The organism is Schlesneria sp., assembly GCF_036405755.1.
Taxonomy (GTDB): domain Bacteria; phylum Planctomycetota; class Planctomycetia; order Planctomycetales; family Planctomycetaceae; genus Schlesneria; species Schlesneria sphaerica.
Map to the genome: position 1 here is coordinate 1 of NZ_DASWWZ010000332.1, position 13,187 is coordinate 13,187.

Below are 13,187 nucleotides of genomic sequence, written 5' to 3' on the forward strand. Positions count from 1 at the left end.
GCTAAGGTACCTTCAACTCCTCGATCGCTCAACGCCCAGCGGCGAACCTGCCAGGGTTTCATGAATCAATTTTTGTGCGAACTTCATCTGCCATTAAGACTTCGGTGTTCCCTCTACACTCTTCCGGCAGCTCCCTTTCACGTGAAATCGACAGAGAAGTTTCGCTCTCGGAATTGGAGGGAATGGGTCGGTGGAACACTTCTGTCAGATGCGGCCTCGCAACTGCCTGCCCGTGCGATTCGCAATTCATTCAGCGCTGTGAGGTACCGAAAACCTGACTTGGCCCCGCACCACTGAGAAATCGAACTCAGAATACGCAAAAAAAGCCCCACATCGATTCGATGGGGGCTCCGTATTGGCAAAGACTCAAGCAAGCGCTGGAATCAAGCTGGTTCTTCTGCGACCGACGACAGTCACCTTATTTGCGGTGGCGAATCTTGCTCCGCATTTTTCGCTTCTTCCGGCCGAGTTTCCGTCGTCCTTTTCCAGTTTTCTTGACTCCCATTCCGCGCACTCTCCCGTCGTCTTTTGTCGAATGAAATTTGCTGAATTGTTCAATTGCCAGAATCAATGACGATAGCAGGCACTGCCATTTCGTTCAAGTAAGAACTTTTCGTGAATCCAATCCGGCATAGCAGAGCCCCCGGGCCGAATTTACAGCCTGAAAATTCCCCTGCGCTTCCGGCAACACGTCGACAGATTGCCCCAGGAACGATGCGACTCTATCGTACGACAAGATCGACCAAATTCGTCAAAGCGGTCCACTCGTAAGTCGACGCCCTCTGAGGTGCAGGACGCTGCTTGTTTTCGGGCTGGGATTCCGATCAACTATCGACTTCCCCCAGTTCGAGTTTGATCATTTTTTTAAGTTTAAGAGATGCGTACGCCGCATTCTCGAAATGCAATACCCCCGCCTGTTTCTCACGTGGTCTGCACGGATTTCGCAGAAACAGCGGTGTGCCTGACAAGGAGAGATCGCGTGTTTCCATGGGATGGTTTTGAGAATGAACAACGATTTCGCACTGCGTGGGACGCTGTTTCGATCGTAAGAGGTGTCCGTTACTCGTTGTTCACGTTCGGCGAAACGGACCTCCCCTATCATCTGATCCTGTCGGGACCGAAAGAGGACCAGGCTGTGAACATTGTTCGCGGCAACATAAAAATCGCGAGGCCCATGATCATTACGCCGGACAGCGTCGGTCCTGAATTCGAAGACTTCTTCAGCGACGCTTCGGATCAAGATCTTGCACAGTTTGTTCTGGCTCGTACGGCCTCGTTCTCGAACTTGAAATTTCGAAATCAGTCGAGCGAGCGAAAGGTCGTCAGCGACAGCGTGCAGGAATCCATTGATAAGATTTCCCGGCAACTCGACGAGGAAGAGGAAGAGCGGGTCGCGATTCTGACAGCTCCTGTCCCCCTGGCCGGATTCGCAGTACTGAAGTATGCCGTCCAACGCGTTCTACAGAGCGCACCGGATAACATCCAGCAACTCAGAGAAAAAGGATTTCTTCCCTTCTGAGTCTCCGAGCATGACTCCGTTCTGTCCACGTTTACGAGCCGTCCCGCTATCGGCCACTTCGCCTGTAGCGAGACCGTGTCTGCTGCGATCGGATTTCCTCTCGATCTATAAACCCTTACGCACACTCTCAACCGCCGCGTTCGAGGATGTTCGGACCGGACTCGGCGCGACCGGGCTCGCACTGGCGATACCGCTTCTTCGATTCCCTGTTTCTGGCGATCCAAGCACGATCGAGGAGGCTCATGCACAGACTGTGAGACATACTCAAGTCGTTTTGAGGCTTTCAAACGAAGTCTAACGACTCCCCTCAGGGAGCAGAGGGAACTCTCACCATTCCTCGATGGGTCTGCATTACTGGAACTTAACGGAATGCAAACCGGTTCGTCATTTCCAGAGCGAAGCAAGCATTCCGACGAATCCTGGATAGACGGCTGAGTCACCCGATCCGGCCCAGACGGTTCTCAGCAGGTCAGCGGACAGGCAAGTGCCAAAAGCGAGGACACAAACGGAAGCAAAAAGCAGGGCGCAGTATCCTGCACTCCACTCGACCTCCTGGGGCAGTGCCAGTTTTTGCGAGCTACCGAACCCAAGCTGGCTGGAGCCAGCGGAGAATCCGTCGTCGTACCCGTCTTCGTCTTCATCAAACGCCAGATCGTCAATGTCCTCTTCGCCGCTGAGGTCATGATCTGAGACCTCAAGCTCTTCGAGCGATTCACCATCATCGAAAATACTTTCTTCGACGGTCTTCTGCTTCCGCTTTGGCGCAATCGGAGGGGCGTCGTCATCATCTTCGAAGTGGACGACGTTGTCGTCAGAATCTCCTAACGCCTGAAGTTCAGACGTGTCGCTGGCGTTGAAGGCTTCCAAGTCTGAAGCATCCGCTTCGTCATCATCCATCGGCATCAATAGCGGGGACGTCGTTCCGAGGTCCTCGTCACTCAATTCCCTGAGGTTCATCGGGGAGGTATCGCCGAGCTCGTCGCTGGCTGGTGCCGATGAACCTTTCAACTTGAGGCTGCTGTCGGCCTTCTTCCCTTTGCCACCGGGAGATTTGAGATCAAAGGACTTGCCGCTGCCGGGGCTCATCCGAATCCCACTGTCATCACCCAGATTGATCCCGCTGTCCGCCAGACGGACGCCGCTGTCGGCTCCTTCGAGTGAAATGCCGCTGTCGGCGGGTCGCTGAAGCTGCAAACCACTGTCGTCGTCGAGCCGGATACCGCTGTCGGCTCCCCCGAGACGGATTCCGCTGCTGGCCCCGAGTCGAATGCCGCTGTCTCCGCCACCAATCAACTGAATGCCGCTATCACCGGCAAGCTGGATTCCGCTATCGCCAGCCAACGTGATGGAGGAATCGTCTCCCTCGTGCAGTACCGAGTCTGACTTGGCGGAACCGATAAGGTTAAAGTCACTATCGCCCTGTCCAGCATTTCCACGCCCCGGGACGTCCCCTTTCTTCGACAGGAGAGTAACGTCGCTATCACTGTCTTTGCCCCCCTTGGGGCCGATCAGTTTCACGTCGCTATCGCTGTCTGAGAACGACGACAACCGAATGTCGCTATCGGTCGTCGCCAGACGAACATCGCTGTCGGAATTCATCCCCGCGTGTGGTCGTTTCCCCGGGTCGGGCAGATCGATCATCCGGACATCACTGTCGGAATCGGACTTTGAACCACTTCGAGGAATAAACAACGAAACGTCGCTGTCACTTCCCTCCGCGGCAGAACCGATGGGCTCGACCAGACGGACGTCGCTGTCGGAATCGTTAAGACTGATCGTGGGCATGTCCGAACTGCTGCCGGACAGGATTCCTTTATCCTTACCGAAGTCGTCGGTAACCAGTCGCACATCGCTGTCGGAGTTTGTTAGTGACCCCTTGCGAATCACAGTGGCCTGTTGACTGGAATCATCCGCATCTCCGAACTCGTCGATGATTTGGAGGTCCGGATCCGAATCGGGTTGCCGGCGACGGCGATATTCCGCCACATCGTCGGCCTTGAATTTCCACGTTCCCCGGTCGGCGAATCCTCTGACTTCGCCCTTTTCCCGCAGTCGGATCAGGTCTTCCGTTTTGATCCCGAGCTGAGCTGCGGCTTCTTCCAAGCTCAGATACTTCTTGTTCGGGGCCATCTATCAAACTCCGCGGGAAAAAGAAACCAGGTTAGCAAACAGGTCAATGTCGACCGATTCCGACATTCTGACGGGATCACGTGGTTAAAAACCAGACGTGAAATTACAAATTCTCGAATCCGTTCATCATTCTCCCTAACGGCATTTTACGTTGGATCGGGCAAAAGGCGATCCTCCGCATACACGTGCTTCTTCAATCGGCGTTTTCTGAAATCAGACTTCGATTCGCTGAGCCCGTCCGAGCGCTCGAAGTCCTGAAATTTTCTTTCTGCAGTCACGACCGTCACCGTCTGCGTACAGGTCACGACGCGAAAACTGATTTCGGTCGGACCGGGTGGATTGGACACTTTGTTCGGGATGGAACGTCTTTATCGATTGAATCAAGTTTTCTGCTCATTGAGCCGATACCAGAGTCAGAGTGTCTCCCTTTTACGCAGCGTGGGTCTGCGACATCCTGCGATCGATCACATCATCGTTCATCGACAGGAATCGCATGTTTGGTACCAGCAGCAGGACTCAAGAAGGTTGGAAGAGACGAGGTATCAGCCTTTGCCTCGTCGCCGCTTTCGCGTTGAGTTTCGCGTTTTCCGGCTGCCTCGGCCCGACGGCACTCAGTGTCACCAGAACCCGCTACAACGAGGTTTACCGGTCCACCAATGATGAGCAATTATTGCTGAATATCGTCCGCTTGCGCTACGCTGACTCGCCCATCTTTATGGATCTGAGCAATATCACGAGCCAGTTCGAGATGAGCGGGCGGGGCAACTACAGCTACGGACTTGACGGGTCCGGGCCGGGGATGAGTAATCTCGGGCTGGGTGAGTGGTTTATCCGCGACGCTCCCACCTTCAGCTACCACCCACGTACTGGACAGGAAACGGCAAAATCTCTGCTTCAGCCGCTGTCAGCCGAGCTGTTCAGCGTCGTCAATGCAGGGGCCAATTTCCAGCAGTTCATGCTGATGGCCGTGAATGACATCAATGACGTCCCTAATGCGGCGCGTTCCATTGCAATGATCCCCAATGGACCTGACGACAACTTCGAATTTCGTCGTGGCGTCCAATTACTCGGCGATCTGGAACAGCGCGGAGCCATCGAGCTCACTGTACGAAAACTGGAAGACTCAGACGATATTTCCGACCCGATTGCCATGGAACGTATCGGCGGTGCCGATCTGGTGAACGCCGCGAAAGAAAACTACGTCTTTCGGACAGTTGATCAGGATCGGATGACGGTCCATAAGTACGAAAAAACGCTCGTATTACGTGTGCGGGAACAGGACCGCATGTCCCCTGAGATGCTCGAAGTCGCACAGATATTCCGTCTGCGGCCTGGACGTAGCACCTATAAGATCAAGTCAGAGATGAGTGGTGACCATCCTGAACGAGAACCTGGGATCGTCGATGAAGAGGACCTCGCTGCGGGTGACACGATTTTCGTCAACATGCGTTCCATGCTGCAGATTGGCGTGTTCCTGTCGAAAGGGGTCTGTATACCTGACGAACACGTCACCCGCGGCATCGCACCCATGACGGCCGATGGATCCGGCCAACTTTACGATTGGACCAACGTGACTCAGGGGCTGTTTCAGGTGTGCAGCAGCAAACGACGGCCAAAGAAATCGGAGATCGCAGTCAAATACCGGGGTTACTGGTTCTACATCGCACCAAATGATGTGCAGTCACGTGCCAGTATGGCGATCTACGAGATTCTGTTCGCGGTGCAGGAATCCGATGTTCGATCAGGCGGCCCATTGCTCACTCTACCCCTCGGCGGATGAGGGCCAGGTCGATAATTCGGGGCCCCGGTTGTAATTCGGGGATGATCCGTGAACAGGCCCTTCCGACCGCCCGAGAATGCGGGAGAACCGAGAGAGTGAAATCCACCGCATCCACCACCAGAGTAGACTGAACAGGACGAAATGCAGGCCCAAGGTGATCCAGGCAAATCCAGGGTCCGAACGCGTCCGAATCCAGTCGGGCGAAAAGTCGAAGGTAGGAAAGGCCATCTGAAGTGGACTGAGCGATCCAATGAAGGGCAGTTTCCGGCCAAAGTTGAAGTACACAAAACGCGTTGCGAGGATGGGAATCAAACACACACAGACAACCAGGATCAATGTCGCCAGTACCGCCTGCATCTGTGTCTTACAACGCAGTCCAAGATAGAAGCTGGTCCACACAAGCAGTTGCATATAGATCAGGGGGCCCAGCGTGGCCGAGGTGATTTCTCTCCAGAAATTTGAGCCGGGCGTCCTCACCCCGTCTTGCATCACATACCCGGTCCAAATGGCTTGGAACAAGATTGACACAGCAAACGGGACCGTGAGGATCTTGACCATCCTTTGAACCCCCGAGAGTTTTTCGAAAACGATCTCGGAAGCGGTGATCGGGGCCACGAGCAGAACATCCAGTGACTGACGGATCCGTTCGGAGGCAATCGCACCGGAAGCGTGGATCGTCAGACAGATAATGGATACGGTCCAGAAAAATGCAGGGAAGCCCCGGAAGGGATTGGTGAAATCGCCTCGACCATCCATCAGCATCGAAGCGATCACGAGGATCAAAGGTGTCAGCAACAGCATGAGCACGCGAAACTGATACCGAAATGTCCCCAGAGATTTCTTTTGCGTCTCACGCCAACTGATCGGGTGAAACAGGGGAAGAGATTGGTCATCCTTCACAAGGATCACCCCGCCAGTGGTGCGAGAATTGAGGTCGTTGAAGAAGTGGTCCGCTCGACGAAACCATTCCAGCACCATGTTTCGAGGAGGAACAAACGCTCGTGAGACGAGCACACGCGCTGCGGACCTGAGTAAGAGCAGGCTAACGACGCCGTCGATCACGGCTCCCGTGATGACGGCCAGCCAGAATAGCGGCATTGAACGAAAAATCCCGACCACTGACACCAGTACCTCGGATGTAATCTGAAAAACAGCAGATTGGGCCCCCCAGTAGAACGCCACCATCACGTAGGACATGATGAAGGCGGTGGATGTCGTTCGAAACCATGACGAGCAGAGTACGCAGATCGATCCGACGACAAATGTCATCCCCACCAATCGAACGACGGAGAAGATCAGCACGGAAATCTCAACGCCCCCGATTCCGTAGATGATCGCAAACAGAGGGAGCGAGAGAAGCTGATATGTGCCCATCGCAACAACGCGGCTCAGTAATTTCTCAAAGACAATTGTGAGCGGGCTGAGTCGGGTCAGCAGCAGCAGCGCGAGAGTGTCCTTCTCCTTTTCCACCGTCACGGCCCCGCACGCGATCGCGGGGACCAGGACCAGAATGGCAAGCTGCTGAATCATCATGAGCTGTGCGCTCAGCCCTCTCCCTTGCCCCATGTTCATCAAACTTGCCGTTCCACCACCCTGAGTGAACGATTGATATTGCCACAGGGCGATTCCATACAGAATGACAGCATAAACGACCCTCAGCAGATAAGTTCGTTTGTTCTGCGACTGCTCGATCAGTTCCTTCGTGAGCAGCGGAAGGCTGACGCGTTCGAGAATACTCACACCATCGGCCCCGATCAGAGAGGTGTCAAATTTCATCAGGAAGGAATCTCGTTTTGGTCACAAAGGCGAACAAGACGGTCATGTCCCCAACAGGTGACGCGTCAGGCCGTCTGACCTTCCGTCAGTTTCATAAACGCGGTTTCCATGTCCATCACTTCAGGCTGGAACATCCGGATTCGTGCCCCTTGTGAATGAATGAAATCGTGTAGATCCTCGACTTCCATCACGCTTTCTTCCAGTCGAATCGAGATTCGATCTGCCTGATCGTCAACATGTGTAACTCCCCTGATCCCGCGGAGTTTCTCGATCAACTCAGGCGACTGGTTTGCCACTTGAACGTGAACAATTTTCAGTACGCCCAATCGCTGATAGATCTCAGCCACTGACCCTTGAGCCACCATCCGTCCAGTTTCAATGATTCCGATCCGGGTACAGAGTTGAGCGAGTTCATGCAGGATGTGGCTGGAGATGATGATCGTCTTCCCCATTTCCTTCAGCGCCTTCAACAGTTCTCGCATTTCAATTCGGGCGCGCGGATCAAGTCCGGAAGCGGGTTCATCCAGCAACAAAACAGCCGGGTCGTGCAAGAGGACGCGCGCCAGGGACAAGCGTTGTTTCATTCCTCGAGAGAGCGAATCGACCTGTGAGTCGATCTTCCCCGTCAAATCTGTCAACTGCAGGACATCGTCAACGACGGCCTTCCGTCGGGACATGGGCAAGCGGTACGCCGCAGCAAAGAAGTGCAGATATTCTCTCGCAGTAAGATCTTCATAAACGCCAAAAAAGTCTGGAACGTAACCGATCTGCTCGCGTACCTGGTGCGGCTTTGAGCGAATGCTCAGGTCCATGACCTTGGCCACTCCCAGAAAATCAGGTTGCAATGTCGCCAGCACCCGAATCGTTGACGACTTTCCTGCTCCGTTTGGACCAATGAAGCCGAAAACCTCGCCGGGAGGAATTTGAAGAGTAATCCCCTTCACTGCTTCCAGCTTCCCGTAACGAACCTTCAAATCCTGCACATCGACTGCCAGCATGCAAACCCCTTCCAGCCTGCGTCCGTTGGATCCTGGTTCAATTACTCGCGACTCCGATTGTCCGGGATGCTTGCCAGCACACGCATCCGAGTTCAGCAGACATTCGCCGTAGACGTGGTGTCTGAAAATACCCATTTCCCCGCATGATTCGCAAGGCGGGAAGACACGACGTGAGAAATTCCGTATCTGGGGATAACGCTTGAATGATGAGAGACTTCGAATTCACGAGAGAAGTCTGCATCTGCTAGGATAGGCAGCAGGAATCACGAATTCAGAGACAGCGATCCGGCCTCCGAACAGGCGCTCGCGGAGAAGTTTTGCAATGCCATCACCGAATGAACGTCCGCTGCGAGTCTGCAGTTTTGAGAGCCGCCGGGCGTCTGAGATGAAATCGTTGATCGAACGAAACGGAGCGACAGCGACCATCGCTCCGTCCATGCGGGAAATCCCGCTGGACGACAACCCCGCAGTCTTCAAGTTTGTCGAAGAACTGGTTGCTGGCCGCATCGACATCGTGGTCTTCATGACTGGAGTTGGCGCTACGGCGCTGCTGGCTGCGGTCGAAACACGGTATTCGCGGGAAGACTTCCTCGCGGCACTCGCTCGCACGGTTGTCGTCGTTCGCGGTCCCAAACCGACAGCGGTACTGCGGGGATGGGACGTCCGGATCGCTCACCGTGCTCCGGAACCAAACACCTGGCGGGAAGTCTATCAACTGCTCGAATCAACTGGACCGCTGGCAGGTCGGCGAATTGCCATTCAGGAATATGGCCAGCCCAGCGTCGAACTTTACAATGCGATTGAGTCCCGACAGGGGACAGTCGTCCCTGTTCCTGTCTACCAGTGGGCACTCCCCCATGACCTCGCCCCCTTGCGTTCTGCCATCCACGGGACCATCGCCGGGGACTTTGACCTGATGCTGTTCACGAGTGCACAACAATTGAACCACGTCCTGGCGGTGGCTGAGGAGGACGGACTGCGGGAAAAGTGGCTGGAGGCTGCAAATCGGACATCTGTGATTGCCTCCATCGGCCCCACGGCATCAGAAAACTTGAGGGCACAAGGGGTACGAGTCGACGTTGAACCAACCCGATCGACGATGGGTGCTCTGGTAAAAGAAGCCGTCGCCGCGGCCGGGCCGCTTTTGGCCGGACGGGCCGAGCGGACTCGGTAGCTCAGACTCGTGCATGCGCCGTCTTCAATGCCTCTTCTCTGCGGGGCAGAAAGAGCACGTAAAAGATTGCTTTACCCGAATTTATGGATCGATGGTCGAAGAAATCGTGTCGTCATGGGGACTTTCTGCCAGACATACTTGACTTCAATGCGTTCCGTCAGATACTAGTGCGTTCCGGCGTCGAGACGCTACCTCTTCTGCGGCGGGATGACCATGAACCGGGTCAGGCCGTAACTGGAGCAGCCATAAGTGTGATTCTTGGGTGTGGAAGGGGTAGCGTTCCGCCGCCGGCGTTTTGCGAGAGATACTTTCGAGATGGACTTTCTGTCAGAACCGCTTCACCCGCATGACCGCTGGATGCATGAAGCACTCGAAATGGCTCGCCAGGCATTCAGTGAGGGCGAAGTCCCCATCGGTGCCGTCATTGTTCACAACGACCGGCTCATTGGCGCCGCGGGCAATCAACGTGAACAGCTCAAAGATCCGACGGCTCACGCCGAGATTATTGCCATCACTCAGGCCGCAGAAGCTCTCGGTTCATGGCGATTGCTCGATTGCACTTTGTATTGCACGCTGGAACCCTGCCCCATGTGCGCGGGAGCGATCGTCCAGGCCCGGATCCCAACCGTCATCTACGGCACGACCGATCCCAAAGCGGGCGCCTGCCATACGCTGTACCAAATCACCAACGATGCCCGCCTTAACCATCGAGCAACTGTACTCGGTGGCGTGATGCAGGATGATTGTCGTGGAATTCTGCAGGAATTTTTCGCTCAGCAGCGGGCTATAGGCAAAAAGTAGTCTGCTCGTCGAAAACAACAGGTGCCGGTCGTCCGTTTTTCGATGCCTGTTGGGCGGCCGTTGCCTCAGCTACTGCGATTATTGAGCAGTGGAATGAGCCCTCGGTCGCACCAACTGCACCGCGGTACGCACGGCTTCAACAAATCCTTCCGTTCGCGCCAGCCCTTTCCAGGCAATATCAAATGCGGTCCCATGACTGGGACTTGTCCGCACGATGGGTAGGCCCAGCGTCACGTTCACAGCTCGTTCGAACCCAATCAGCTTCAAAGCGATGTGCCCTTGATCGTGGTACATCGCGGCGACTCCATCAAATTCCCCCTGCACAGCACGTCGCAGCAGTGCATCGGCAGGTATTGGTCCTTTGGCATTCACTCCCGACTGCACTGCAGACTCAACAGCGGGGGCGATCAGCCGTGACTCTTCGTCACCAAACAGTCCCTCTTCCCCGGCGTGAGGATTCAGTGCACAGACACCGATTCTAGGAGAGGAACAGCCAATCTGCATCAGAAAATTGGAGACAAGATGAATCGTCTCGTAAATGAGCTTCGTCGTAAGAAGTCCGGGAACGCTTTGGATCGATGTGTGGAGCGTGACGTGCGCGACACCCAAACCCGCTGGCCCTTTTAGAGGCTCGCCGCGAGGAAGGTAGAGCATCATGGCAAAGTCATGGACGCCGCACTCATGAGCGAGAATCTCGGTGTGCCCCGGGAAATTGAGCCCTGCGGCGTGCAATGCTGCTTTGTTCAACGGAGCCGTCGTAATGGCATCGATCTCGCCCCGCAGTGCCGCACGTGTGGCTGCGACGAGGTAATCATAGGCTGCACGGCCTGCTCGCGCATCGATCTTCCCCGCCGGAACCTGGGCGACCTCGTCAATCGAAGGGTTCCAGCAGGGAATTTCCGAACGAGACCAGTCGATCTCTGTCGGGGATGCGACGTCGACAAAGCTCAGCTCAACACCGACTTGCCGTTGTGCCCGGGCCACAACGGCAGGATGTCCAACGACAACAGGTCGGCACGTTTCCCGCAGACGTTTGTCGGCGAGCGAGCTGACAACGACTTCGGGCCCGATTCCTGCGACGTCACCCAGCGTCAGGGCGACTCGCGGAGCAGCATTCGTCACGGATAGGCCTCGGCATCCGCGAGCAGCAGCCCCCGTTCATCCTTTGGCGAAAGAATGGGGGTGATCTCCTTCGGCCACTCGATCCCGACCGCGGGATCGTTCCACAAGAGCGTCCGTTCATGGGCCGGATTGTAGAAGTCGGTGCACTTATACGAAAAATCCGCGATCTCACTCGTGACGTAGAACCCGTGAGCAAAGCCCGGAGGCACGTAGAGCTGGCGATGATTTTCGTCGTTCAGGTACGCACCAAACCATTTGCCGAACGTGGGCGAGCTTCGTCGCATATCGACGGCAACGTCAAAGACTTCGCCTCGGGTGACATAAACCAGCTTCCCCTGGGGTTGCACCATCTGGTAGTGCAACCCTCGCAGCGTCCCCTTGCGTGAGCGAGACACGTTATCCTGGACAAAGCTTTCGCCGATTCCCACTTCGCGGTAACGGTCTCTCTGATAACTCTCAAAGAAAAACCCGCGAGCGTCACCAAACGCTTTGGGCTCAATCAGAATGAGCCCCTGGATCCCTGTCGGTAGAGTATTCATGGTTTAGACTTTGTACCTTCCGACTTTGTTGATCCGACCGTGAATGTCGTTGAGAATCCAGTGGAACGCGACGAGGTGAACGGACTCAACCATTCCCATATCGTCCAGCGGAACGTGGAGATTCTTCTTGCCGAGGTCCTTGAGTTTCCCACCGCTGTATCCGGTGATGCCCCACGTGGTGAGACCCGTCTTGTTCGCCCATTCGACGGCGTTCAAAATGTTGGGACTGTTTCCGCTGCCACTGATCGCGATCAGCACATCGCCCGGAGAGGCGAAGTTCTTCAACTGCTGGACAAAGACCTGGTCAAACCCTTCGTCATTGCCCCAGGCCAGGATGTACGGCGTGTTATCGGTCAGGCTGAGAACCTTGAGCCGCTTGACGGAATCGTTGGTGAAATCCTTGCGATCCAGGGTGCTCTTGCCGAGGTCTTCACAGAAGTGCGAACAGTTTGAACCGCTGCCGCCATTGCCGATCAGGAACACGAATCGCCCTTGTTCGTAGGCGGCATAAATGTCGTTTGCCAGGCCTTCGATCTGCGAAACGTCAAGTGTGTCGAAGACCTCTGCACAACGCTTGAGATACTGCGACGGAGTGAGTTGGGTTCCAAGCATGTTCGTTCTTCTAAGGGGTTCTATTAAGGACGTGTCAGGGCCATCGGTTCTTCCAGATCGAAAGTGTCGTCGAAGCTGGAATTGTTCGTCAATCGAAAGGAAAGTTTTGTCAGGTTCAGTTGGATCTTCTTCGCACGAGTCCGGGTTTAACATCCAAATCCAGGGGGGAAGTCAGGCCGCGTTCCCACAGTTCCCACCCCAGTGCCCCCATGGCGGCGTTGTCCGTGCAGTGTTCTCTTTCAGCAATGATCAGCTCAATTTTGCGGGATCTGGAGAGCTCCATCAGGCGTTGCCGGAACAACGAATTCGCCGCCACCCCGCCCCCGACGAGCAACCGCTGACGACCTGTCTGCTGCAGCGCCTGATCGCACTTTGCAATCAGCGTGTCGACGACCGCCGCCTGAAAGCTCGCAGCCAGATCCGCGATCCGTTGTTCGGTCAGCGGTTCAGGCTGCGCACGTGCGCCCGGCGTTCCTTTGGCTGCGTACAAGACCGCCGTTTTCAGTCCACTGAAGCTGAAGTCCAGACGCGAGTTGTTTACGAAGGTTCGAGGGAAGTTGACCGCTTTCGGATTCCCGTTTCGAGCAATCACTTCGATTTGCGGTCCCCCGGGATATTCGAGCCCCAGGATTTGCGCCACTTTGTCAAATGCCTCACCCGCAGCATCGTCAGTCGTTGAACCCAGGAGCTCAAATTCCACGGGCGAAATACAGTCGTAAAGGTTCGAATGTCCCCC

Annotated in this window: 11 protein-coding genes; 4 read left to right on the forward strand and 7 right to left on the reverse strand. The window is 55.3% G+C overall.

What is annotated here, in order from left to right; genetic code table 11:
• Positions 1–979 precede the first annotated feature (979 nt).
• Complete coding sequence (locus VGE80_RS11510; RefSeq protein WP_373651371.1) at positions 980–1,519, forward strand: hypothetical protein; 540 nt, start codon at positions 980–982, stop codon at positions 1,517–1,519.
• A gap of 384 nt (positions 1,520–1,903) precedes the next feature.
• On the opposite strand, the gene VGE80_RS11515 is transcribed toward VGE80_RS11510, so the two are convergent.
• Positions 1,904–3,649 carry a helix-turn-helix domain-containing protein gene (locus tag VGE80_RS11515; protein ID WP_373651370.1) on the reverse strand — a complete coding sequence of 582 codons (1,746 nt, stop codon included), beginning with the start codon at positions 3,647–3,649 and terminating at the stop codon, positions 1,904–1,906.
• Positions 3,650–4,142: 493 nt separating this feature from the next.
• Between VGE80_RS11515 and VGE80_RS11520 the strand changes: the two genes are divergently transcribed.
• Positions 4,143–5,429, forward strand: coding sequence for a hypothetical protein (locus VGE80_RS11520; RefSeq protein ID WP_440592771.1), 1,287 nt, complete (start codon positions 4,143–4,145; stop codon positions 5,427–5,429).
• Here VGE80_RS11520 and VGE80_RS11525 read toward each other — a convergent pair.
• Together VGE80_RS11525 and VGE80_RS11530 are read right to left on the reverse strand one after the other, a co-directional pair.
• Positions 5,412–7,205 carry a hypothetical protein gene (locus VGE80_RS11525; RefSeq protein WP_440592772.1) on the reverse strand — a complete coding sequence of 598 codons (1,794 nt, stop codon included), beginning with the start codon at positions 7,203–7,205 and terminating at the stop codon, positions 5,412–5,414. The two genes, VGE80_RS11520 and VGE80_RS11525, sit on opposite strands and share 18 nt — an antisense overlap.
• A gap of 65 nt (positions 7,206–7,270) precedes the next feature.
• Positions 7,271–8,338 carry an ABC transporter ATP-binding protein gene (locus tag VGE80_RS11530; protein WP_440592773.1) on the reverse strand — a complete coding sequence of 356 codons (1,068 nt, stop codon included), beginning with the start codon at positions 8,336–8,338 and terminating at the stop codon, positions 7,271–7,273.
• 250 nt (positions 8,339–8,588) lie between these two features.
• Here VGE80_RS11530 and VGE80_RS11535 point away from each other — a divergent pair, with 250 nt between their 5' ends.
• Positions 8,589–9,377 (forward strand): uroporphyrinogen-III synthase, encoded by a 789-nt coding sequence (locus VGE80_RS11535; protein ID WP_440592774.1) that lies wholly within the window; start codon positions 8,589–8,591, stop codon positions 9,375–9,377.
• 315 nt (positions 9,378–9,692) lie between these two features.
• Entirely contained in the window at positions 9,693–10,178 is a 486-nt protein-coding gene (gene tadA, locus VGE80_RS11540) for a tRNA adenosine(34) deaminase TadA (RefSeq protein WP_440592775.1), read from the forward strand.
• Positions 10,179–10,256: 78 nt separating this feature from the next.
• Here the strand turns inward: tadA and pdxA are convergent, their stop codons facing one another.
• The 4 genes from pdxA to VGE80_RS11560 form a co-directional block, all read right to left on the reverse strand.
• A complete protein-coding gene (gene pdxA, locus VGE80_RS11545) occupies positions 10,257–11,300 on the reverse strand; it encodes a 4-hydroxythreonine-4-phosphate dehydrogenase PdxA (RefSeq protein ID WP_440592776.1) in 1,044 nt (347 codons plus the stop codon).
• Entirely contained in the window at positions 11,297–11,839 is a 543-nt protein-coding gene (gene rfbC, locus VGE80_RS11550; protein WP_373651363.1) for a dTDP-4-dehydrorhamnose 3,5-epimerase, read from the reverse strand. The genes pdxA and rfbC overlap by 4 nt, the downstream gene beginning before the upstream one ends.
• A 3-nt stretch (positions 11,840–11,842) precedes the next feature.
• Positions 11,843–12,451 (reverse strand): D-sedoheptulose-7-phosphate isomerase, encoded by a 609-nt coding sequence (locus VGE80_RS11555; RefSeq protein WP_440592777.1) that lies wholly within the window; start codon positions 12,449–12,451, stop codon positions 11,843–11,845.
• 115 nt (positions 12,452–12,566) lie between these two features.
• A partial coding sequence (locus tag VGE80_RS11560; RefSeq protein WP_440592778.1) for a tRNA (adenosine(37)-N6)-threonylcarbamoyltransferase complex transferase subunit TsaD occupies positions 12,567–13,187 on the reverse strand: 621 nt, incomplete at its 5' end.

Bases quoted from the DNA above. Each gene is read 5' to 3' on its own strand.
- VGE80_RS11515 (WP_373651370.1), bottom strand. From the start codon at position 3,649: ATGGCCCCGAACAAGAAGTATCTGAGCTTGGAAGAAGCCGCAGCTCAG.
- VGE80_RS11520 (WP_440592771.1), top strand. From the start codon at position 4,143: ATGTTTGGTACCAGCAGCAGGACTCAAGAAGGTTGGAAGAGACGAGGT.
- VGE80_RS11525 (WP_440592772.1), bottom strand. From the start codon at position 7,205: ATGAAATTTGACACCTCTCTGATCGGGGCCGATGGTGTGAGTATTCTC.
- VGE80_RS11530 (WP_440592773.1), bottom strand. From the start codon at position 8,338: ATGGGTATTTTCAGACACCACGTCTACGGCGAATGTCTGCTGAACTCG.
- VGE80_RS11535 (WP_440592774.1), top strand. From the start codon at position 8,589: ATGAAATCGTTGATCGAACGAAACGGAGCGACAGCGACCATCGCTCCG.
- tadA (WP_440592775.1), top strand. From the start codon at position 9,693: ATGGACTTTCTGTCAGAACCGCTTCACCCGCATGACCGCTGGATGCAT.
- rfbC (WP_373651363.1), bottom strand. From the start codon at position 11,839: ATGAATACTCTACCGACAGGGATCCAGGGGCTCATTCTGATTGAGCCC.
- VGE80_RS11555 (WP_440592777.1), bottom strand. From the start codon at position 12,451: ATGCTTGGAACCCAACTCACTCCGTCGCAGTATCTCAAGCGTTGTGCA.